This is a genomic window from Undibacterium sp. FW305-107 (assembly GCF_058788535.1).
The window spans coordinates 1-20288 of sequence record NZ_JBYTAV010000003.1; the positions used below are offsets into that span (position 1 = coordinate 1).

Annotated in this window: 25 protein-coding genes; 14 read left to right on the forward strand and 11 right to left on the reverse strand. The window is 48.4% G+C overall.

The features are described from left to right. From AC3WQT_RS07130 to AC3WQT_RS07180, 11 genes are all read left to right on the forward strand, one after another. The coding region (locus tag AC3WQT_RS07130) for an RHS repeat-associated core domain-containing protein (RefSeq protein ID WP_492703136.1) at positions 1-1029 on the forward strand (1029 nt) is incomplete at its 5' end. Positions 1030-1078: 49 nt separating this feature from the next. Beyond that, entirely contained in the window at positions 1079-1576 is a 498-nt protein-coding gene (locus AC3WQT_RS07135; RefSeq protein WP_492703138.1) for a HEAT repeat domain-containing protein, read from the forward strand. 74 nt (positions 1577-1650) lie between these two features. Next, on the forward strand, positions 1651-3000 hold the full coding sequence (locus tag AC3WQT_RS07140; protein WP_492703140.1) for an RHS repeat domain-containing protein: 1350 nt from the start codon (positions 1651-1653) through the stop codon (positions 2998-3000). A gap of 12 nt (positions 3001-3012) precedes the next feature. Further along, on the forward strand, positions 3013-3486 hold the full coding sequence (locus AC3WQT_RS07145) for an SMI1/KNR4 family protein (RefSeq protein WP_492703141.1): 474 nt from the start codon (positions 3013-3015) through the stop codon (positions 3484-3486). A gap of 166 nt (positions 3487-3652) precedes the next feature. Further along, positions 3653-4099 (forward strand): STY0301 family protein, encoded by a 447-nt coding sequence (locus tag AC3WQT_RS07150; RefSeq protein WP_492703142.1) that lies wholly within the window; start codon positions 3653-3655, stop codon positions 4097-4099. A gap of 198 nt (positions 4100-4297) precedes the next feature. Beyond that, positions 4298-4612 (forward strand): hypothetical protein, encoded by a 315-nt coding sequence (locus tag AC3WQT_RS07155; protein WP_492703144.1) that lies wholly within the window; start codon positions 4298-4300, stop codon positions 4610-4612. A gap of 106 nt (positions 4613-4718) precedes the next feature. After that, positions 4719-4982 carry a hypothetical protein gene (locus tag AC3WQT_RS07160; RefSeq protein ID WP_492703145.1) on the forward strand — a complete coding sequence of 88 codons (264 nt, stop codon included), beginning with the start codon at positions 4719-4721 and terminating at the stop codon, positions 4980-4982. A 41-nt stretch (positions 4983-5023) separates the two neighbouring features. Next, the gene (locus AC3WQT_RS07165; protein ID WP_492703147.1) at positions 5024-5434 is read left to right on the forward strand and encodes a hypothetical protein; all 411 of its coding nucleotides are present in this window, start codon (positions 5024-5026) and stop codon (positions 5432-5434) included. A 23-nt stretch (positions 5435-5457) separates the two neighbouring features. Continuing rightward, the gene (locus AC3WQT_RS07170; RefSeq protein WP_492703148.1) at positions 5458-6204 is read left to right on the forward strand and encodes a hypothetical protein; all 747 of its coding nucleotides are present in this window, start codon (positions 5458-5460) and stop codon (positions 6202-6204) included. Positions 6205-6322: 118 nt separating this feature from the next. After that, positions 6323-6877 carry a hypothetical protein gene (locus AC3WQT_RS07175; RefSeq protein WP_492703150.1) on the forward strand — a complete coding sequence of 185 codons (555 nt, stop codon included), beginning with the start codon at positions 6323-6325 and terminating at the stop codon, positions 6875-6877. Positions 6878-6906: 29 nt separating this feature from the next. Beyond that, positions 6907-7212 carry a hypothetical protein gene (locus tag AC3WQT_RS07180; protein ID WP_492703152.1) on the forward strand — a complete coding sequence of 102 codons (306 nt, stop codon included), beginning with the start codon at positions 6907-6909 and terminating at the stop codon, positions 7210-7212. A gap of 152 nt (positions 7213-7364) precedes the next feature. Here the strand turns inward: AC3WQT_RS07180 and AC3WQT_RS07185 are convergent, their stop codons facing one another. Then, positions 7365-7925, reverse strand: coding sequence for a DUF2306 domain-containing protein (locus AC3WQT_RS07185; RefSeq protein WP_492703153.1), 561 nt, complete (start codon positions 7923-7925; stop codon positions 7365-7367). Positions 7926-8285: 360 nt separating this feature from the next. Further along, positions 8286-9098, reverse strand: coding sequence for a 3-methyl-2-oxobutanoate hydroxymethyltransferase (panB, locus tag AC3WQT_RS07190; RefSeq protein ID WP_492703154.1), 813 nt, complete (start codon positions 9096-9098; stop codon positions 8286-8288). Positions 9099-9204: 106 nt separating this feature from the next. Here panB and AC3WQT_RS07195 point away from each other — a divergent pair, with 106 nt between their 5' ends. Continuing rightward, positions 9205-9513, forward strand: coding sequence for a hypothetical protein (locus AC3WQT_RS07195; RefSeq protein ID WP_492703155.1), 309 nt, complete (start codon positions 9205-9207; stop codon positions 9511-9513). Between the two features lie 35 nt (positions 9514-9548). On the opposite strand, the gene AC3WQT_RS07200 is transcribed toward AC3WQT_RS07195, so the two are convergent. From AC3WQT_RS07200 to AC3WQT_RS07225, 6 genes are read right to left on the reverse strand one after another with little or no spacing between them, the layout of a single operon-like run. Further along, entirely contained in the window at positions 9549-9896 is a 348-nt protein-coding gene (locus AC3WQT_RS07200; RefSeq protein WP_162057561.1) for a DMT family protein, read from the reverse strand. Between the two features lie 29 nt (positions 9897-9925). After that, entirely contained in the window at positions 9926-10423 is a 498-nt protein-coding gene (gene folK, locus AC3WQT_RS07205; protein ID WP_492703157.1) for a 2-amino-4-hydroxy-6-hydroxymethyldihydropteridine diphosphokinase, read from the reverse strand. Beyond that, positions 10420-11775: a polynucleotide adenylyltransferase PcnB gene (gene pcnB / locus AC3WQT_RS07210; RefSeq protein WP_492703158.1), complete on the reverse strand. Its 1356-nt coding sequence runs from the start codon at positions 11773-11775 to the stop codon at positions 10420-10422. The genes folK and pcnB overlap by 4 nt, the downstream gene beginning before the upstream one ends. Then, on the reverse strand, positions 11772-12461 hold the full coding sequence (locus AC3WQT_RS07215; protein ID WP_492703160.1) for a histidinol-phosphatase: 690 nt from the start codon (positions 12459-12461) through the stop codon (positions 11772-11774). Before AC3WQT_RS07215 ends, pcnB begins: the two co-directional genes overlap by 4 nt. Position 12462: 1 nt before the next feature. Beyond that, on the reverse strand, positions 12463-13158 hold the full coding sequence (gene hda / locus AC3WQT_RS07220; RefSeq protein WP_492703161.1) for a DnaA regulatory inactivator Hda: 696 nt from the start codon (positions 13156-13158) through the stop codon (positions 12463-12465). Then, a complete protein-coding gene (locus AC3WQT_RS07225; protein WP_492703163.1) occupies positions 13155-14240 on the reverse strand; it encodes an AI-2E family transporter in 1086 nt (361 codons plus the stop codon). Before AC3WQT_RS07225 ends, hda begins: the two co-directional genes overlap by 4 nt. 154 nt (positions 14241-14394) lie before the next feature. Here AC3WQT_RS07225 and purM point away from each other — a divergent pair, with 154 nt between their 5' ends. After that, on the forward strand, positions 14395-15438 hold the full coding sequence (gene purM / locus AC3WQT_RS07230; protein WP_492703164.1) for a phosphoribosylformylglycinamidine cyclo-ligase: 1044 nt from the start codon (positions 14395-14397) through the stop codon (positions 15436-15438). Positions 15439-15827: 389 nt separating this feature from the next. Here purM and AC3WQT_RS07235 read toward each other — a convergent pair whose 3' ends face one another. Both AC3WQT_RS07235 and AC3WQT_RS07240 read right to left on the reverse strand, forming a co-directional pair. Next, on the reverse strand, positions 15828-16592 hold the full coding sequence (locus AC3WQT_RS07235; RefSeq protein WP_492703166.1) for a substrate-binding periplasmic protein: 765 nt from the start codon (positions 16590-16592) through the stop codon (positions 15828-15830). 118 nt (positions 16593-16710) lie between these two features. Continuing rightward, positions 16711-16839, reverse strand: a complete 129-nt coding sequence (locus AC3WQT_RS07240; protein WP_492703167.1) for a hypothetical protein — start codon at positions 16837-16839, stop codon at positions 16711-16713. 289 nt (positions 16840-17128) lie between these two features. Between AC3WQT_RS07240 and AC3WQT_RS07245 the strand changes: the two genes are divergently transcribed. Next, positions 17129-18241 carry an HAF repeat-containing protein gene (locus AC3WQT_RS07245; protein WP_492703169.1) on the forward strand — a complete coding sequence of 371 codons (1113 nt, stop codon included), beginning with the start codon at positions 17129-17131 and terminating at the stop codon, positions 18239-18241. A gap of 102 nt (positions 18242-18343) precedes the next feature. On the opposite strand, the gene AC3WQT_RS07250 is transcribed toward AC3WQT_RS07245, so the two are convergent. Then, positions 18344-19879 (reverse strand): slipin family protein, encoded by a 1536-nt coding sequence (locus AC3WQT_RS07250; protein ID WP_492703170.1) that lies wholly within the window; start codon positions 19877-19879, stop codon positions 18344-18346. Positions 19880-20288: the final 409 nt, after the last annotated feature.

Consider the following 20288-nt stretch of genomic DNA (forward strand, 5'->3'; position numbering starts at 1 on the left):
AGCACAGGCACAGAAGTCGCCAGCTTCAGTTATGACGCACTGGGCAGAAGACAAGCCAAAACCATCAATGGTGTCAGTACCGGCTTTATATATGATGGTGTCAACATCGTGCAAGAACTCAATGGCACCAACGTCACCAACAGCTATATCAGTGCTGGAGTGGATCAGGTATTTGTGCAGCAGAGTGGTGCAGGATCAAGTGCCAGCAGTTTGACGTACCTGACTGATGCACTCGGCTCTACCATCCGACTCACCAACACAGCAGGCGACAAAGTTGTTGATTACAGTTACGATCCTTATGGTAATACCAGGGCAGATGCTGTCATCAACAACTCATTCCAATATACCGGGAGAGAGAATGATGGGAACGGACTGTACTACTACCGTGCCAGGTATTATTCACCAGCGACGCAACGGTTTATATCGGAAGATCCGATTGGACTGGCTGGAGGAATCAATGGGTATGGATATGTTGGGGGGAATCCGATCAGTCTTGTTGACCCATTAGGATTGGCACCTAAGGTCTTTGGAACTCCTCAGGTTACAGGTGGTATTGACCATGATGTTGCTAGCATGATGATAGCTAATGCGGCGATTGCTAAAGGGCAAGTGACAGAAATCTATTTCAATATGGCTTTATCTACGGCGACAGGTGATCCCGCAGCTGGGAAATTGAGGCCAGATGTTATTCTGAAGTATCCAGGGCCATCATATAGCTTATATGAAGTACCGTCGCCCTCGCAGAAAGTGGAGCACATGGATGCTAAAGGTAAGATCATGACGCAGACGCTTTCCAAATTGGGAGTATCGAGTACCTGTGAAACTGTAACAGTTAAGGATGCGAAGACTGGCAATTTTACTGTTCGCGCGCTTGGAGTTTTGAGTGTTGCGTCTCCATTTGTTAGAGCTCTTGAATTGAGTCAATTTGAAAAGAAAACAGGAGCCAAGGTTCCTTTTGTGTTGCGTATGTATTTTATAGGTGGTTATGTCACCATAGAGGACATAGCAAATCAACTTGGTTATATGTAAAAATATTGGAATTAAATGAGAGGTGATTATGGGTTATGAAAGACCGTACATGGAAAAATATCTTCAAAGATTCGTGCGCCCCAAGCGCCCAGATCTTGAAGCTTCGCTTCTAGATGCAGTTGACGCATTAAATTCTAGAACCCCCCTTTCTGATGCAACTTTAGCGGCCATGGTTGACGCTGCTTCCGAAAAGCAAACAACCGTTTATGAAGCATCGACTCAGATTTTTGGAGAAATTGCCGAATATGACGATAGAGCTTTGCAGATGATTCAAGAAATGGCGACCTCGAAACATGCTCACGTCCGACACAACGCTTTGCTGTGCATCACGGAAAAAATACCGTCATCCGTATGTCTTGGAATGATTCGCGATGGTTTGAAAGACAAAAGCTCACGAGTCCGAAGCAAAGCAGCAGATTGGGCGCATAGAATGCGATTAAAGGAAGTTGCTCCGGATATCGCCAATGCATTGTTAACAGAATCTCATAGTGATACAGCACAGATTATGCGAGCAGCGATAAGGGTTTTACAAGCTGAAGTAAGCTAAACGAGTTCCCATCAATTCAGTAGAAATAACAAGCGATGGTAAAAATTGATGCGAGTTAGACAGATCAGCAAAGCATGGACCAGATATTAATCTGGTCCATGCTTTGCTTGTTCAGCACCAATCTGTTCGCCTATACACTAGACGACGCAGGCCGCCTCACCAAAACCACCTACGCCAACGGCATCACCCGTGACAACAGCTATGACGATGCAGGTCAGCTCACAGGCATCACCTACAAAAAAGCCGACAACAGCCTCATCGGTGATCTGACATACACCTATGACGCCAATGGCCGCCGCACCAAAACCAGCGGCAGCCTGGCAAAGACTGATCTGCCTGACACAATCAACACAGCCAGCTACGATGCCAACAACCGCCTCGCCACCTGGGACAGCCAGATACTCAATTACGACGCTAACGGCAACCTCACCAGCGATGGCCTCAAAACCTACACCTGGAACGCCCGCAACCAGCTCATCCAGATCAAGGACAGCACAGGCACAGAAGTCGCCAGCTTCAGTTATGACGCACTGGGCAGAAGACAAAACAAAACCATCAACGGCGTCAGCACCGGGTTTATGTATGACGGTGTCAACATCGTGCAAGAACTCAGTGGTGCAAGCGCAATCAACAACTACATCAGTGCCGGAGTCGATCAGGTATTTGTGCAGCAGAGTGGGTCAGGATCAAGTGCCAGCAGTTTGACTTATCTTACAGATGCACTCGGTTCTACCATCCGACTCACCAACACAGCAGGCGACAAAGTTGTTGATTACAGTTACGATCCTTATGGTAATACCAGGGCAGATGCTGTCATCAACAACTCATTCCAATATACCGGGAGAGAGAATGATGGGAACGGACTGTACTACTACCGTGCCAGGTATTATTCACCAGCGACGCAACGGTTTATTTCGGAAGATCCGATTGGATTGGCTGGGGGACTGAATGGTTATGCTTATGTCGAGGGAGATCCAGTTAGCTTTAATGATCCTACAGGATTAGCGCCGGATGTCATGGGATTGCTCTCACAGCGATATTCTTGGGCAACTCAACAAAGAACATTTGGCGATATGGTTTGTGATTTTTCGAGAAAATATGCCACAGTGAGCATGAGTGTGCTTGGGGCTCTAACAGGTGTTCCTAGACCTCTGATGAGTGCAGGTGAGATTGGCAAAGACATTATTTTGTGGGGGCGGGGACAGACGGCTGCAGATGTTGCAAAAACCGTGGCAAGAGCTAAAGAAATTAATCCTGCTATCGTAAAAAAAATGGTCAGGCAAGGACTTGAAAAAGATTGGGTTGTACAGCAGCTTGCGCAATATACTAAATCTTTCGAAGAAGGCGGGAAAAAATTACTTAATCAGCAGCTAATACCGCGAATAGAACTTCTGAAAAATATTCTTCAAAATTGGATAAAATAAATAGGTGATACTTTGATTAACAAAGAAAAAGATTTTGACAGTCGATTGTTAGAACATTGGAAAAATGATTCATCTGTGTCTATTCAAAACCCCGCGACGCAGCAAGAAATCGCTTTGTTTGAAAGAAAAAACAAAGCTGTGATATCAAATGACTTCAAAAATTATTTAATACTTGCGAATGGCTTCGATCAGTCGGATAACTATCACGATGAACACGGTTTCAATTTCTGGCCGATTGAACAAATTTGCAACGTTCATACTTTTGAAGATGGACGCTTCAGTTTTAGTGATTCAGATTCCTATTACATTTTCTGCGACTATTTGGATTTTTCTTGGGCCTATGCCATTAATTTTGCGCCAGAAAAGGGGGGTGATACAGTAATAGCAATCGGCACAAAAAATAATATCCCTACGGTGGTAGCCAAAAATTTTTCGGAGTTCGTTGAAATTTATTTGCGCGATGATGATCGTCTTTATGATATTTGAAGGCATCAAACTTAGCCGGAAAATATAAGAATAGCGGTGTTAATGTGGTTGAGCAATGTGGAAATTAAAGCGATAGGTTTGGAAAACCTACGATAGGAAAAATAAGCCCTTCGCAGCCAAAGTTTGTTAACCATGCAAACACCGCGACGTCATTTTTAAAAAACAAATGAAAATCCTACCATTGCTTGTCACGCTTTCCCTCTCTGCGCCTCTTACTGCGATGGCTCAAACTTGTCCTTCAACGATTCAGGGAGTTAGTCAGCTAAAAAAAGATATCTCTGAATGGAAAGTTGACTCTTCTGATGATACGTTCAATTTAGGAGGTGTGTCGATTATTGATGGACCCATTAATCAAACTACAAACTATGGTGAAAGGGAGTTGGTTCCGTTGGAAAAAAACGGAATCCAGTTTTGGCCATTTACTAATACGGTCGGAAGCAATGAGGTTTGGATGCGTTGTTGGTATTCTGGTACTGCATTAAGATTGAGTACGCGTATACATGCTGATGTTATTGAGTGTTTTCGAAGAAGTGAGCCAGACCCCAAAATACCTAGAAAGGAAAAGGTCGTTGTAATGTGTGTTAATGCATCACAAAGAAGTGTGAAACATTAGCTGGGCTTGAAAGTCAGCAATCCGATATGTGTCGAGATATTAGACTGGCGCCGATTGAGTTCCAATATTTTTTTATGTACACCGCCGACCGATATTGAGTTGATGCCGAATTTTTATTTCTTTGTTATTGAAAGAAATCTCAAAAGAAAATTGATTGACCGGGTTTTCTATGTTCTATGAAAAAAACAAATAAATGACATGACTAATCAAAAGTGCCTTGAATTTGTTAAGTGGTTTGATGATGTTCTAAATGCCAAGCCTGGGATGTTAGGCTCGGTTGCGGATATCTCTGCAATGTTTTATGTTGTGGACAACATAAATAATATATTGTTGTTTGATGAGAGATTGCCGTCGAAATTATCTTGGAATGAATTTTTGGTTGAGAAGAAATTACTTCGGGACTTGAAGCCAATTCCGGTTGAGGACAATTGGGATTTTGAAAGCTTCGTTAAATTAAGACATGAATATTTGAATTGGATTGAGGATCGGCGGACTGAAAGTTCTTCAATTTGAAGAAGCAGGGTAGGCGAGCGGAGACGGTTCGTGATTCCAAAGGCATGTACGCCGAACCCTGAGCCAGACAACAATTGCGAAACATCATTAGCGGAGTCTTCAAGCCATGGGCGATCCCCAGGATATTATCAAAGATCTGGCCTATACCGAACTATTGATCACATGCCAAAAATCGGGTTGTCAAAATTTGTTTCAGAGGACTATCGATGAACCATCTATTGATCCGGTCGATGAATGGGCCAAAAGAATGGCTAAGCTTGCCCGCGATGCAGGTTGGGCTGTGGATACATCAGGGCAAGTGCTATGTGTGATGCATAATCGTCTTCGGACAGATGCGACGTATAAAGACGAGAAATCGGGATTTGAATGACGAAAGCAAATGAACACAAAGAAAACTTCTGATTGATTGAAATGGAACTGCCAGATTTTAGTAATTTTGAAATCGAAGATTGCGAATTGACTTCTCTCCAGCTTGAAACTAGCGGGAAGGATATCCACATGAAATTTAAATGCACAGTAAGCAGTTGGCGTTGGAAGCGCCATCTTTTTAAAGGGCTTCGTGCTCTTATATTTCCTCAATCAGTTTTTCTGGATTATGAAGTGGAATTACGATTTCTGGATATTTCACAATTCAATGGATCATATGTCGACTCAACGACTAAGGCAGTGTCACCAAATTTATTCGAGCATGGTTTCTTGATCTTGTCAGATTTTCGATATTTTCAGACTGTATCTGGACGTGCCCGTGCACATATGGAATTCGATGAGGGAAATATCGGGTTTGAATTTGGCGCTTGCATTCAGCGGGAAATAGGTATTTAAGTATTGCCGTTGACTTGTGATGGATGAATTTTGAATTGATACTTATGGCTATTTATTGGAACAAGGCATCCATTCCTGCTCTCAATGGATTCTCAAGGGCGGAGCAGGCAGAACTTATTCTCCCCATTTGGAGCCTGGTGTGGCTGCGTTGGCAGGTTTGGCTACCTGTGCTTACCCAGATTATATTGCTGTTGTCTTTCATGGCTCTTGCACCGCATTTTCCTTACCGTTTTCCGGTCTTGCTCGCCGCAGTCTACCTGACAGTCAAATTGGCTTTTTTGCCCTACCATCATTTTCTGGCACTTGAGTTGGAGACGCAAACTCCGGTAGGGAATGATTATTTTTTTCGGCTGATTAAGAAACTTATTCCCAGGTGGAACGCTCAACATGTGGGATTGATGCCAGCAAGTTCAGTACATGAAATTCAAGCTGCATTTGTTCAACTCGGGAGCAAAGTAAGCTCGGACGTTGTAAAACTTTATTCTACAGTGGGTGGCATGGAGGCGATGGACGATGATGCCTGTTGGCGTCTTTGGTCTTTGGCAGAAATTATTGAGGAAAATAAAGAGCCATCGCCTTATGGAATATTATTCTCGGATCATTTGATAGAGTGTTGGTGTTATCGCTTGAAATATGAAACTGATGAACGTTCATCCGTCTATGTCGATTACTTCGATTCTTCAAACCTACCAACGAAGATATTTGATGGGCTTGAGGAGTTTTTTATTGCTTATGAAAGAGACCCGGATGCGATATTGGGATTAAGGTGATAGACCAGATCAAATAGACTTCCTTCGTTTGAAACTTCGCTTGGACGGTGAATTATGCAAGCAAACCTCATTAATTCACTTCTGCAACCAGGATTTCAAGATATCGATAAACAAGTATATGAGCCGCTTATTTCAAGCAAGTAAAAATACCCATGCAGAATTTGACCGCGATGTCAGTTATGCAGAAATTGAAGCCGTCTTGACCAAGCTGGCGGGGACTCAAGCTAATAGTGACGAAGTGGTTTGTTATGTTTATGGTATGGGCAAACATCCCAAGTCTACTTATCAATCGTTGAAAAACCTGAATGGCATTCATGTGGAATTTTTTAGAAGCGTGTTACCCAGGAAATTACAATTTCTGAGCTGGTTTGTCGCAAGCTATGAGGGTTTGATAAGGATTGAAGATTTGTCACGGTTGCCAAGTGTATTCCTGATGCTGATGAAACTGTCAATGGTGGGCGTATATTTCATGGATAAAGAATTGGCTTGTAGATTTGTGCAGTCAGTCGAAGAAAAGCGTGAAGGTACATTGATTGATTTTGGTATCAAGGATGATCCGGCTTATTCGATTTACATAGTTGATGCGGATAATGTGGAATCGACGACAGGAATGGTCGCAATTGTTTCTTACGGTCGAGATGTGCCGATAGATATTCTTCCTGTTGCCACTTGATTTCATGAGCGACTGATTTGAGAGAAACAATGGATATTGAGCAGATGATTGAGTTCCTTGAGATGGCTTGGGATGACGGTGGCTTATTTGCGCAGATTCGTGTAGGTCGATTCGATGCAAACGAAGGCGAGAAATTTCTGCATGCACTTAAGAATACGCGTGTTGATGATAATGCTTTGCTTCCAAAGCGACTCGTATCCCTGATGTGGTACATGCCAGGTTTTCTGGAGTGGCAAAGGAAACGGGTAGAAGAAGTGACCGGCGACCTGGCATCTTATGAACGTTTCATTGTCGAGATGCAAAATACTTTGGAAGATGTTTTGGGTATTCCCTGAAGTGTGCCGTGTGACGGCGCATGAGTAATAAAAAATGACAACCTATAGTGCCATCATTCCATGATAATCATGCGCAATATAGTGCAATCGATGAACTGCCGCTGACTTGCGAACTGCGATGTCAAGCATTTCAACAGACCGGTTAATGCTACTCACGCGATTCTTAACTTCCTGACTGGATTTACCGATGCGCACAAAATATCTGCCATCACCAATGCCATGAAACTGCTGGTCCAGATCAGATTGGCGTTTCCGCCAAAAATGGTGTTGATATCTATTTTTAGTACGTCGACTATCATGCGTGTGGTGATGAAAGTCAGTGTCAGCGCATAGCTGCGCGTAATCCAGATCTTATGCATGATGAATTGCTTGTTGCTGGCCGTGTACATGCCAGCCAGTGTCGTACATAGCCATAGACTGCCTTGGGCAACTGTTGGCCATTTTTCATCGGCTGTCAAATGTGCCAGTGCGACGTAAACGGCGATGGGAGCAGCGATGCAGATGGACAAAGCGTACAGGCGTCCGAGTAGTTTGTGCATTTGCAAATGCTTGGCGCGAAAGCCAGGGAAAAATTGCACAGGCGCAGCGAGCAGGGCAATTGTTGCTGCAAATGCGTGTACATGCAGACACCAGCGGTAGGAGTTTATTTTTTGTTCCCATTGAAGATTCATGCCTAGCAGTAAAGGCAGTTCGACCTTGTACATGACGAGCATGAATAGTAGACCAGTGAAGATGAAAAAATAAAGTTGGGGACGAAAGTATGCCTCACGGTTTACCATGATTTTCTCCAAAAACAAAAAGCGAAATGTCGTCGTGTCAAAAGACATTAAACGCCATACAAGGCATTTTGACTGACATCAAAGCTGTAAAGTCTGTGAGGAAAAGTAAGTATCAAAAAGTAAATGCGATACTTTGATGGGGGTAAAACGATGGTAAGAAAAGAGCTTGCAGTTGTCATCTCCATACGCAGGTGAGCGTATGGAGATGATCAGGATCGCCGGTATCTGGCAACGGTTAATTCACTGTCCCTGACTGGCAAGGAGGGCTCGCCAGCACTGCATGACGTTGTGCTCTTAAAAACTATGTTCAAGCGCCGGGAAAGATTTATCTTTCACTGCCGCTACATACGCTTGTACTGCCGCATCAATACTGGTTTGGCCTTCCATGAAATTTTTCACGAAGCGGGCTTTGCGGCCTGGGAAGACGCCTAGCAGGTCGTGCATGACGAGTACCTGACCAGAGCAATCTACGCCTGCGCCTATGCCTATGGTGGGGATGTGCAGGGAGTCTGTGACTTCCTTGCCCAGACTGGCGGGTATGGCTTCCAACACCAGCAGGGTAGCACCGGCTTCTTGTACTGCCAGGGCTTCGGCTTTGAGCAGGCTGGCGGAGGCATCGGTCTTGCCTTGTACCTTGTAGCCGCCTAGCTGATGCACGGATTGCGGTGTCAGGCCCAGGTGGGCGCAGACGGGGATGGCGCGTTCGGTCAGGAACTTGATGGTGGGCAGCAACCAGGTGCCGCCTTCGAGTTTGACCATTTGCGCACCGGCTTGCACCAGTTGCACGGCGTTGTTGAACGCAGCTTCCGGTGTGGCATAGCTGCCAAAAGGCATGTCGGCGACGACCAGGGCTTTTTGATTGCCACGGGCGACGGCGGCGGTATGATAAGCCACGTCTTGCAGTGTCACGGGCAGGGTGGAGTCGTGGCCCTGGCATACCATGCCGAGGGAATCACCGATGAGTAAAATCTCTACGCCACAACGGTCCATCAGGGATGCGAAACTGGCATCGTAGCAGGTGAGCATGGTGATTTTTTCACCTTTTTCACGTAGTGCGATCAAGCCAGGAATGCTTACTGCTTTACGGTCTTGCAAATATTCAGCCATGCTTTTTCTCCAAAGGTGATGCTGTCATTGGTTTTTTGTTTGACAGCGATTTTGTCTCCACCTACATCCTCAACTTTTATTCTTTTATATTCTTTATCTTTATGTCTTGAATTCTATTGCCGTTGATCGATCGGGCCGGGTTTCGGCCCGGCGGCCGAAATACTTTCTTTGCTTCGCCAAAGAAAGTATTCAAAGAAAGGCGACCGCAGACTCGCTCCCTTCGGGAGTGCCCATTTATGCAGCGCAAAAAATGGGAAATGTCCGCAACTCGCTTCGCTCAAACATCGGCCATTTCTTATCCATTTTCTGCGCTACACAAATGGCTTCGTCCCAAGCGGATGAAGGTCAAAAGCAACCGCAACGTCAAAATCAACTGCAAATTCAAAAACAACATCAAAATCAGAACATGGATTGATTTACCATTTGTCCAGTTTTGATCTATCTATTCTTTCAACTTCTGAAAATAAAATAAACCGCACCCACTAAGCACAATCCCGCCCATACATAATCCAGCTTGAACGGCTGCCCCATGTAAAACATGGCGAAGGGCACGAAGACGATCAGGGTCAGGGCTTCCTGTAATATCTTTAGCTGGGCCAGGCTGTAGGCAGTGTAGCCTATTCTGTTGGCGGGCACTTGCAGTAGGTATTCAAACAGGGCGATGCCCCAGCTGATAAAGGCGGCTACCCACCAGGCTTTGCTGGACAGGCTTTTCAGGTGGCCGTACCAGGCTACCGTCATGAAGACGTTGGAGAGTATCAGCAAGCCTGTGGTTTGCACAATGATGGGGATTTGCATGGGGCCTCGCTTATCGCCTGGTCAGGCGCTCAGGTAATGGGTAATTCTTGTATGCGTTGATCTGCCACCGCAGCGACATAGCTTTGTGCACGGCCTTTGCCAGGGATGCTGACATCGGCAGACAGTTGCAGCAGGGGCAGCAAGACAAAAGCACGTTCTGTCATGCGCGGATGAGGGACTTGCAGGTCGGCGGTATTGATTTCTTCATCGCCATACAAGAGCAAATCCAGGTCCAGGGTACGCGGTGCATTGCGGTAGGGGCGTTCGCGGCCATGGGCCAGTTCAATGGCTTGCAGGTGTTGTAGCATTTCAGCAGCACTCAGTCTGGTCGAGAGCTCTGCTACTGCATTGACGTAATCATCGCCGGTAGAATCGATGGGCGCGCTACCGAACAGGGCAGACTGCGCCACGAGAGTAGTGCCCGGCAATTGCGCCAGTGCGTCTATGGCTTTGCTGACGGTGACTTTGGCATCACCCAAGTTGGCACCTATGCCAATAAAAACCTGCAAATTCACTTGCACGCTCATTCGGCTGCGGCGGCTGCCTTGCGTGGGGCGCGGCGGCGGGGCTTGCGTTTTTTGGGGCCGGCTTCGGCTGTCTTGGGTTTGCTGTTGATGAGTTGTTCACGTTCGGCGCTGTCGCCTTCCATGAAGTCTGTCCACCATTCACCAATTTCTTCATCGATCTCGCCGGAGGCGCAACGCAGCAGCAAGAAGTCATAGCCAGCGCGCAGGCGTGGGTGTTCCAGCACTTTGTACGGGGTCTTGCCTGCGCGTTTTTCAAAGCGTGGTTGCATGGCCCAGATGTCGCGCATGTCGGAACCTATCTTGCGTTGTATTGCCAAAGCATCGGTCTGGGTGTTCAGTACATCATCTGCAGCCAGGTGCAGGGCAGGGATGGGGAACTCACCGGCAGCTTTATAGGCTTCCCATTTTTCCACGACCTGGTGCCACAGCAGGGATGCAAACAAAAAGCCTGGCGAGACTGGCTTGCCTTGTTGCACGCGTTCATCGGTATTGGCCAGCGCCAGGGTGACGAATTTTTCGCCCAGGGGTTGTTCCAGCACCACGTCCAGCAAGGGCATGAGGCCATGGTGCAGGCCTTCTTTGCGCAATTGCTGCAGGCAAGCCATGGCATGGCCACTGGTCAGCAGCTTCAGGGTTTCATCAAATACGCGGGCGGCGGGCACATTGTTGATCAGCGGTGCCATCACGGCGATAGGCGCGCGGGTGGATGCATCTATCGTGAAGTTCAGTTTCGCCGCAAAGCGTACCACGCGCAGCATGCGTACCGGGTCTTCGCGGTAGCGGGCTTCTGGCACACCTATGATGCGCAGGGTTTTCTTTTTGATGTCTTTCATGCCGCCGTGATAATCGAGCACGACTTGTGAGGCCGGATCGTAGTACATGGCATTCACGGTGAAGTCGCGGCGGGCAGCGTCTTCATATTGTTCGCCAAAGGTATTGTCGCGCAACACGCGACCATGCTCATCCTTGGGCGCGCCATCAGTGGCAGCGCCACGGAAGGTGGTCACTTCAAGCAAGTCCTGCCCAAACATGACATGCACGATCTGGAAGCGGCGGCCTATGATAAAAGCGCGGCGGAACAGGCGCTTGACTTGTTCAGGCGTGGCATTGGTGGCAATGTCAAAGTCCTTGGGTTTGACACCTGTCAACAAGTCGCGTACGGCACCACCTACGACAAAGGCCTTGAAGCCATTTTCTTGCAGGGTTTGGGTGATGCGTATGGCATTCGCGGACACCAGTTGCGGGTCTATGCCGTGGTCTTTATGACTCAGCACAGTGGGCTTTTGGTTGGCGCTGGCGGCATCGCTCTTGTTTTTTACGCCCAGTATTTTGCGAATAAATTTCTTGATCATTGCTTGTCAAACAGGTGAAGTTGAGGCCAACCTTTTGCCTGCGCATGGGCGCTTAATTTGGCATTGGGGTTGGTTGCGACAGGATGGCTGACGCGTTCCAGCAGCGGTATATCGTTTTGCGAATCGCTGTAAAAATAACTATGGTGAAAGTCGCTGAGTTGCTTTAATGGTGTAACTTCCTGCTTTGCCAGCCAGTCTTGCAGATGCACGACCTTGCCTGCGCCAGAGCTGGGTACACCCAGCAGCTTGCCTGTGATATTGCCATTGGTATCCAGCTCCGGTTCTGCCGCCATCAAATGTTGCACGCCCAACGCAACGGCAATTGGGGCAGTCACAAAACGGTTGGTGGCGGTGATGATGGCGATCAGGTCATCCTGATCCTGATGCTTCTTGATTAAATCATAGGCTGCGGGCAACAGCGCAGGATTGATGACTTCCTGCATGAATTGATTATGCAATTCATCCAGTTTGGCACGCGGGAATTGCGCCAATGTGCCAAGGGCAAATTCCAGGTATTCCACCGGGTCCAGCGTACCCGCCTGGTATTGCGCAAAAAACTCTGCATTGCGGCGGGCAAATTCGTCGGCATCGACAGCGCCGACGCGGCACAGGAACTGGCCCCATTCAAAATCAGAGTCGATGGGGATCAGAGTGTGGTCAAGATCAAATAAGGCGATATTACGCATGCTAGTCAATCGTGGTGTCAGGATCCAGCTGTTGCTGCAACATCAGTTCGCGCAGCAATGGCAGGGTGATGGGACGCTTGGTTTCCAGTGAATAACGGTCGAGCTGATCCAGGATGTCGGTCAGCGAACTCATGTCACGGCGGTAATGGGTAATCAGATAGGGTAACACGCCGGGTGAGAGTTGTATGCCCCGCGCATGGGCGGCACGCTCCAGCGCATCGATCTTGTCTTCGTCGGTCAGGCCATGTACCTGATAAATCAGGCCCCAGCCAAAACGGGTGCGCAAGTCGTCACGCACATTCAAAATCATGGGTGGGCGATTGCCTGCACCGATCAAAAAACCGCCACGGGCGCGTGCTTCATTAAACAGATTGAAAGCAGCGATCTGGTTCAGTGGCGGCAACTGGTCGCAATCATCCAGCAGATAAAGGCTGACACCCTCGGTAAAGTCAAAAGCACTTTCCGGCGCATCAGCCGGGATATAACGAGCCGTGGCATCTGCTGCCAGGGCGTGTAGCAAATGAGTCTTGCCAGCACCTGGCTCACCCCAGATATAGACCGAGCGCTCGCCATACTGGCTGGTAATGCGCTCGGCAAACATGCCGAGCAATTGCGCCAGTTCAGCATTTTGCCCCACTACAAAGGTGGCGAGGGACGGCAGTTTTTGCGCGTCCAGGTCGAGTAATAATTGCCTCATGTCTGACTATAAAAAGGGCTTTTCAGATAAGACACACGCAAATGCTTGACGGCCACCGAAATCACGGCAGAGGCAGGCAGGGCAATCAGGATGCCGATAAAACCAAACAATTGTCCGAATGCCATCAAGGCAAAAATCACGGTCAATGGATGCAGGCCTATGCGCTCACCGACCAGGCGCGGTGTCAGGTAAAACGATTCTACAACCTGGCCTATGCCATAGATAATGGCGACTGACATCAGGCCACTAAAGCCATCAAATTGCAGGATAGCACCAATCACTGCCAATACCAGCCCCAGGCCATAGCCCAGATAAGGGATGAAGACTAGAAAGCCAGTGATGATGCCCACCGGCAAAGCCAGGTCAAAACGGGCGATGCTGAGTGCCACTGAGTAGTAGACGGCCAGCACTATCATCACCAGAATTTGTCCGCGCAGGTATTGCGCCAGGATGTCGTCTACTTCTTCTACCGCATTCGCTGTGACCTTGACGAAGCGGCGTGGGATGAAATTGCTCAGACGACTAATCAGTGAATGCCAGTCCATCAACAGATAAAACAAGACGATGGGGATTAACAACAAATTGGCGATCATGCCCATGACAGCAGTGCCACCGACACGGATGGAATTGAGCACGGCCTTGCCGATGGCTTCGCCACTTGTTGCCATCTGATCAGTCAGCAAAGTCTTGATGCCAGTGCTGTCGAGGCGCACCTTGATACCAAATTCAGACAGCAGAGGGGCCAGCATTTCATCGAGCTTGTCAAAGAAGCGCGGAATCTGATCTTGTAATTGTGGCACTTCTTTTTGCAAAATAGGAATCATGATCAGTATCATCGCCAACAGGGCGGCAATCAATATGACGATGACCAGCGTGGCGGCTACTGAACGGGGTAAGCTAAATTTGCGCACGCGCAGGGCACACAGCTTGTCTACCCATGGTGTCAGCACATAAGACAGTATGCTGGCCACGATAAAGGGCATCAGCACCGGGCCCAACAAACCTAGTAATAGCAGCAGGGCAAATGCCAGGGCCAGCCACAGCATGGATTGTTTTTGCTCCGACGTAAAAGTAAATGGCATTTTTAGGCTTGGTTAGTAATCATTTGTCATCGAAATTGCCGTCTGTCCCAAAAAAGCGGGGTTTTCGCGGTCAATTTGTTAAAATAGCGCTTTTGCCGGACTTTTTCTGGCAATTCCTCTATTTTACCGCCTCCTGCCCCTATTGCCGAATATCATGAGCACTTCTACCCCTGTTTCTCTCTCTTACGCCGACGCTGGTGTCGATATGATTGCCGGCGACGCGCTGGTTGATGCCATCAAACCCTTTGCCAAACGCACCATGCGCGAAGGCGTCATGGCTGGCATAGGCGGTTTTGGCGCCATGTTTGAAGTCAGCAAAAAATACAAGGAACCGGTCCTGGTTTCCGGTACTGATGGCGTGGGCACCAAGCTGAAACTGGCTTTCCACCTCAACAAGCATGACACCGTTGGCATCGATCTGGTGGCCATGAGTGTCAATGACATCCTGGTACAAGGTGCAGAGCCACTGTTCTTCCTCGATTATTTTGCCTGCGGCAAGCTTGATGTTGCTACAGCAACTGACGTCATCAAAGGCGTGGCCTTTGGTTGCGAACAAGCCGGTTGCGCCCTGATCGGTGGTGAAACAGCAGAAATGCCATCGATGTACCCGGACGGTGAATACGATCTGGCTGGTTTTGCCGTCGGCGCCGTAGAAAAATCCAAAATCATTGATGGCAGCAAGATACAACCGGGCGACGTTATCCTGGGCCTGGCATCTTCCGGTATCCACTCCAATGGTTTCTCACTGGTGCGCAAGATCATCGAAGTAGCCAAACCAGACCTGAATGCTGATTTCCACGGTCGCAGCCTGGGCGACGCTCTGATGGCACCTACCCGCATCTACGTCAAACCTTTGCTGGCCCTGATGGAATCCCTTGAAGTCAAAGGCATGGCCCACATCACCGGCGGCGGCCTGGTAGAAAACGTCCCACGCGTACTGGGCGACAAACTGACTGCTGTCCTGCATAAAGATGCATGGACACTGCCACCCCTGTTCACCTGGCTGCAACAGCACGGCGGCGTCGCCGACGCAGAAATGCACCGCGTCTTCAACTGCGGCATAGGCATGGTCGTCATCGTTGCGGCTGAGCTGGCTGATGCCGCGCTTGCACAACTGACTGCGGCTGGTGAATCCGTCTACAAGATTGGCGAAATCCGCGCGCGTGAAGGTGATGAGCATCAGACTATTGTGGTGTGATGGCTTGATTGGTAGTTAGTATTGATTACGGGACCTTGAAGGTCCCGTTTTCGTTTTTGATGCAGGTTAGCGTAACCAGCTTGTCGTCGAAAATAAGCGTGGGCAAATACGCTTAATTTCCCATAAATTTTCATCGATCGTGAGCAGGGAGGGCCACTCGTACAATTTTTATTCGCAAGCTTGCATGGTCATCAATTTGCTGCGACGTTGGCATTGTGGGGGTAGACATAGTCAGATCAATCATATACTTGCTTGTTAAAACAGCTTCGTGCGCAGTTGGCTGACTGTTAGAATTTGCAAGCGACCCGGGCATGCTTTAGTGAGGCGTTACCGGCGAATTAATGAGCTTTGCTGTCCGGGTTTGCAACTACATTTTGTTTTGTGTGCAACTAGCGTGCAGCAGGTAGCGCTACACCGGGCAACCACTTTTTGTAAATGCGTTCAAAGCTGCCATCGGCCTTCATGTCATCGAGTGCTTTTTGCCAGCGGATGGCGACGCTATCCGGTGTGTCACGCGAGAATGCGATATATTGGACTGCCTGGGTAATTGTGGAACCAGCCACTATGTCATTGGCATTGATGCCCGCTGCCGACAAGGTGTCAGCGAGTGTCACGTCGTCAAGAGCCATCAAGGGCGCCCTTCCTGCCACCAGCATGCGCACGGCATCGACGGGAGTCGGCACAGAATTGATATTGTTAAAACCCATACCGCGCAGCATTTGCTGCAAATACCATTCTCGCGGAATCAGGATGCGTTCGGCAAGCCTGGCATGATCGAGATTATCAAAACGCTGGCCGTCGCGGCGCGTATAGAAATGGGCTGTGGTTGCTGAAACAGGGCCCACCCATTTGAATAGTTTTTCGCGTTCGGGGGTTCGCGTAGTGACAAATAATCCTACGTTAGGCGTGGTGGTTGCATGAGCATAGCCTCTTGCCCAGGGCACGACTTCGATGGGTGCCCTTATGCCAAGACGGTTCATGATCTCTTCAACAACTTCGGTGCCAAGGCCTGCAGCCTTCCCTTTGAGCGAGAAGGTGACGGGTGGATACTCTTCGGTGTAGAACCTGAGTTGCGTTTCTTCTGCCTTGACTTCCAACGTTACCAGCATGCAGAGCAGCAATGTGGCCAGAGTACGAACTGGCTGAAAAGACATGATCTACTCCTCTTGGTATGTCTGGTTTCAATATACGCAGGCAGTAAATGGAAGTCAATCCTGTGGGCAGGGGTGTGCAAATTCACAAGTAATATAATGGCAATGCACAATGTCAGAATTAGAAAGGCGAGCCTATGTAATGCTCGCGTGGCCGTATCAATTTTCCTGTATCTGCCTGCTCCAGCGCTTGCCCTATCCAGCCTGCAGATCTGGCCAGTGTGTAAAGTATCTTGCTTGTGCTGGCCATGCAAATGTCATGGACGTGGGGGCAAGTTGCTTAAGCAAAAAAGGATGCACGTGTATCGCTATCCGGGTAAAGCAGATGGCCGAATCCTGCAAGAGCCGGATCACGCTGCACTGCTGAACTGTACCCAGGTGCACTGTAATACTGTCCAGATTGTCCGGTTCCGGACAGATATCCCAAGTCGTGTAAGGATAGTGGCAAATACCAATCATTTATCTATATTGCCACATAATAATCCTGTATATTTGCTTGCAAATTGCCCGTACGACCTCTCTCCAGAAAGGATACCTGTATGCACTATGCATTGCGTAGTTCTTTGTTTCTGCTGACCCTGATCGGTGGCCATGCTGCCGCCTCGACGAGTCATTCACTGGGTATAGAACGCAAGCAATACGGTGAGTCGATTGCCTATGACATGAATGCGGCAGGACAGGTTGCTGCGGTCATCAAGGAAAAAGATGGCACTCCCCATGCCGTTTTTCTTGAAAAGGGCAAGCTCGTCAAACTGGAAATGCCCGGCGAAACCGAGAGCGAAGCCAAGCGTATCAATGACAAGGGTGAGATCGTCGGTTCTTCAAAAAGAGGTGAATCCTGGCGCGCATTTATCCGCAGTCGCAATCATGGCACACAAGATCTGGGTACCTTGGGCGGCCCCAACAGTTATGGCGCAGCACTCAATAATACTGGTCTGGCGGTGGGGTTTTCTGATACTCCTGAACGTGACTGGCATGCTTTCCTCTACACACCCGGCGAAGCATTGAAAGACCTTGGTACCCTGGGCGGCAAAGTCAGCTATGCCAGTGCCATCAATAACCCTGGGCAGGTAGTTGGCTCTGCCATGATCGCCGATGGTTCACGCCATGCTTTTATTTATGATGCCTCAACAGGCATGTCCGACCTTGGTACCTTGGGCGGCCGCTACAGTTCGGCAACTGCCATCAATGATAAAGGTGTGGTGGTCGGTGTATCAGAAATGAAAGACCGCCGCTGGCATGCTTTCATGCACGATGGCAAGCAGATGATAGATCTGGGTGCCAAAATCGGTTTCGGCGACAGCTTCGCCACCGGCATCAATAATGAGGGTCATATCGTCGGCGTGGTTGATACTGTGGACATGCGTTTGTCCTTCGTCTGGCGCGACAATAAAATGACCTTGCACCCGGCTGGTAAGAGTCTGTACCTGACCAATGCCATCAATGATGGCGGACATGTCATCGGGGCCAGTTATGACCGTGGTCTTTACGCTGCTACCATGCCTTCGAATGCGATCCCCTTTGTTGATCTTGGCGGCAATAAAATCCTGGGCTTTAATGTCGTCATGGTATTGCTGGCGCTGACCATCGCCATCTTCCGCAAGCGCCTCAAGGGTTTGTTTTTTGAGAATAAATTCTTTTTCGGGGCATGAGTTTTATCAGGCAGATAGAAATTATCTGCCTTATATTAACTACCTTGTTGCGAATGGTAATGTTTGTTCGCAAAACTTGACACCTGCACCAGTCCAATGTTGCTATTTCTCGATTGCAGGTTTGAAAGCAGCCACCTGCTTAAGCAAACTTTCCAACCCGCCATAGACGCTGATCTTATCGATTTTTTCAGTCATTTTTTCCAGCGTCTCCAATTCCTTGAGGCGCAAGGCAACCGGATTGTCTTCCATCACTCTTGAGGTGTTCATGAGTGACCTGGTGGCGGCTGTTTCTTCACGACGACGTATCACATTGGCTTGCGCTGCTTTTTCTGCTTCCACCACTTTGCCCAGCATGGTTTTTATTTCGCCCGGCAAGATCAAATCCTTGATACCCAGGCTGACGATCTCTATGCCCTGCACCAGGGCTTTTTGAGCTACGTAATGCAATATCTGTTCATCGGTCTCGTTTTTGTTTTCCAGCAAACCATCTAATGTTTTACCGCCAACAGCGGCGCGCAGGGCAAACTGGATTTCCTTATAGATAAAGTCCTTATAATCATTCAAGCTCGCCAGCATCAGCGGCGCGTCTATGATTTTATATCCTGCAGTCACGTTGACGCGCAAAGGCACTTTGTCTTGTGTCAGCATTTCCTGGCCGGTAATTTCCAGCGTTGTCAGCCGTGTATCTATGACGGTCAGACTCAAACGGTTTCCGCCATGCCAATAGGCATAAAAGCCTGGCTTCAAATTTGCATGAAAAACGCCATCAATGTATAACATGCCCACATGCTCGGAAGGTACTTCATAATTTGTCACATGCGGTGCCAGCAATTTTGCACTGTTGGCATTGCTGCGCATCGCCAGAATAATGTGGTCTTCAATTGCACGTGGTGCTTGTGCCAATGAAATCAGTTCCAGCTTCAGGTCACTGCTGGCTAGCGCTGGTGTGGCCTGGCCAGTGATATGGACCAATTCATTCTTGTCCCACCAGACGGCGAGTTGCTGGTCACTGGTTTCGATTTTCTTCAGTTGTGCTGATAAAACCGGATGCTCGCTGGCGACGATGGCATGCACGACATCTTTGGCATCTATCACTTGTGATTGCCGGCAAATCGTCAGTTTGGTCTTGAGCAAAACATCAAAGTAGGCATGTCTGCCTGGCAGCAGAAAATCACTGAAGCTTTCTTCTGCAAACAACAAGCCATAAGCTCCAGCCGGTATGGTCACCTGCTTGACGCAACCAACTGATACCCCAATGGGAATTTGCTTTAGCCATTCGGCAGGCACTTTCAAGTCAGGTGCAATATTTGCCCTGAATACTTTGACACCAAGACCCTGCTTCCAGAAAGCACGTAGTGAATTTGGTGTCACGCACAGGAACTGCTGGCCACTGCAAACGAGCGCCACTTCATCATGCCCAGTACGGACAATTTCCAAATCCGTTGCCAGTGTTGCCTGATGATGCGAACTGATCCATTCAAGGTCTGCAATGCTTGCCGGGAAATCAGTCAGGTTTGCAATCTCTACTCGTTTGGATCTGGGTAAAAAATAACTGCCCTTGGCAAGAATTTTTTCAAAACCGCTACGGCCATATAACAGACCAATCTGATGGTCTTGAATTATTTTTCGGAGGAACATAGACATTCTCAAATAAGATAAATATTTCGTCAGATAAACTCAACAAGCCGGGGCAAGAAAAAACTGTGTAAATAGTCTTGCTAAAACATGCCAGGACGCATCAGCTTCGTGCAGAAACAGCCTCAAGAGAACTATCCCCGCAGCATGACGGATGACTGTACATGTAAGGTGCCGCAAACTTGCTTCTCATACGCTCGCCAGAGAAACGGCAGCAAAGGCACTGCTCCCGTTTGCCTGGCCTTAATAGTTTGAATTAAGAGCCGGGACACATACATGGTAACAATCATGCAAAGCGATGCTGCGTTGTCCAGGCGCAGGCAAACTCAATACTTGAATCTGCCTGCTCAAGGACAGGAAAGCAGTTCCCTTGAGGATTACTACTGATGTATTACACATTTTTACTTCGATC

Excerpts from the sequence above, each read along its gene's own strand:
- AC3WQT_RS07155 (WP_492703144.1), top strand. The coding sequence starts at position 4,298 with ATGACTAATCAAAAGTGCCTTGAATTTGTTAAGTGGTTTGATGATGTT.
- AC3WQT_RS07235 (WP_492703166.1), bottom strand. The coding sequence starts at position 16,592 with ATGTCTTTTCAGCCAGTTCGTACTCTGGCCACATTGCTGCTCTGCATG.
- pcnB (WP_492703158.1), bottom strand. The coding sequence starts at position 11,775 with ATGATCAAGAAATTTATTCGCAAAATACTGGGCGTAAAAAACAAGAGC.
- AC3WQT_RS07140 (WP_492703140.1), top strand. The coding sequence starts at position 1,651 with ATGGACCAGATATTAATCTGGTCCATGCTTTGCTTGTTCAGCACCAAT.
- AC3WQT_RS07240 (WP_492703167.1), bottom strand. The coding sequence starts at position 16,839 with ATGGCCAGCACAAGCAAGATACTTTACACACTGGCCAGATCTGCAGGC.
- AC3WQT_RS07175 (WP_492703150.1), top strand. The coding sequence starts at position 6,323 with ATGAGCCGCTTATTTCAAGCAAGTAAAAATACCCATGCAGAATTTGAC.
- AC3WQT_RS07245 (WP_492703169.1), top strand. The coding sequence starts at position 17,129 with ATGCACTATGCATTGCGTAGTTCTTTGTTTCTGCTGACCCTGATCGGT.
- AC3WQT_RS07200 (WP_162057561.1), bottom strand. The coding sequence starts at position 9,896 with ATGCAAATCCCCATCATTGTGCAAACCACAGGCTTGCTGATACTCTCC.
- AC3WQT_RS07135 (WP_492703138.1), top strand. The coding sequence starts at position 1,079 with ATGGAAAAATATCTTCAAAGATTCGTGCGCCCCAAGCGCCCAGATCTT.
- AC3WQT_RS07215 (WP_492703160.1), bottom strand. The coding sequence starts at position 12,461 with ATGCGTAATATCGCCTTATTTGATCTTGACCACACTCTGATCCCCATC.
- hda (WP_492703161.1), bottom strand. The coding sequence starts at position 13,158 with ATGAGGCAATTATTACTCGACCTGGACGCGCAAAAACTGCCGTCCCTC.
- AC3WQT_RS07250 (WP_492703170.1), bottom strand. The coding sequence starts at position 19,879 with ATGTTCCTCCGAAAAATAATTCAAGACCATCAGATTGGTCTGTTATAT.
- AC3WQT_RS07150 (WP_492703142.1), top strand. The coding sequence starts at position 3,653 with ATGAAAATCCTACCATTGCTTGTCACGCTTTCCCTCTCTGCGCCTCTT.
- AC3WQT_RS07170 (WP_492703148.1), top strand. The coding sequence starts at position 5,458 with ATGAATTTTGAATTGATACTTATGGCTATTTATTGGAACAAGGCATCC.
- panB (WP_492703154.1), bottom strand. The coding sequence starts at position 9,098 with ATGGCTGAATATTTGCAAGACCGTAAAGCAGTAAGCATTCCTGGCTTG.
- AC3WQT_RS07225 (WP_492703163.1), bottom strand. The coding sequence starts at position 14,240 with ATGCCATTTACTTTTACGTCGGAGCAAAAACAATCCATGCTGTGGCTG.
- purM (WP_492703164.1), top strand. The coding sequence starts at position 14,395 with ATGAGCACTTCTACCCCTGTTTCTCTCTCTTACGCCGACGCTGGTGTC.
- folK (WP_492703157.1), bottom strand. The coding sequence starts at position 10,423 with ATGAGCGTGCAAGTGAATTTGCAGGTTTTTATTGGCATAGGTGCCAAC.
- AC3WQT_RS07165 (WP_492703147.1), top strand. The coding sequence starts at position 5,024 with ATGGAACTGCCAGATTTTAGTAATTTTGAAATCGAAGATTGCGAATTG.
- AC3WQT_RS07160 (WP_492703145.1), top strand. The coding sequence starts at position 4,719 with ATGGGCGATCCCCAGGATATTATCAAAGATCTGGCCTATACCGAACTA.
- AC3WQT_RS07185 (WP_492703153.1), bottom strand. The coding sequence starts at position 7,925 with ATGCTCGTCATGTACAAGGTCGAACTGCCTTTACTGCTAGGCATGAAT.
- AC3WQT_RS07180 (WP_492703152.1), top strand. The coding sequence starts at position 6,907 with ATGGATATTGAGCAGATGATTGAGTTCCTTGAGATGGCTTGGGATGAC.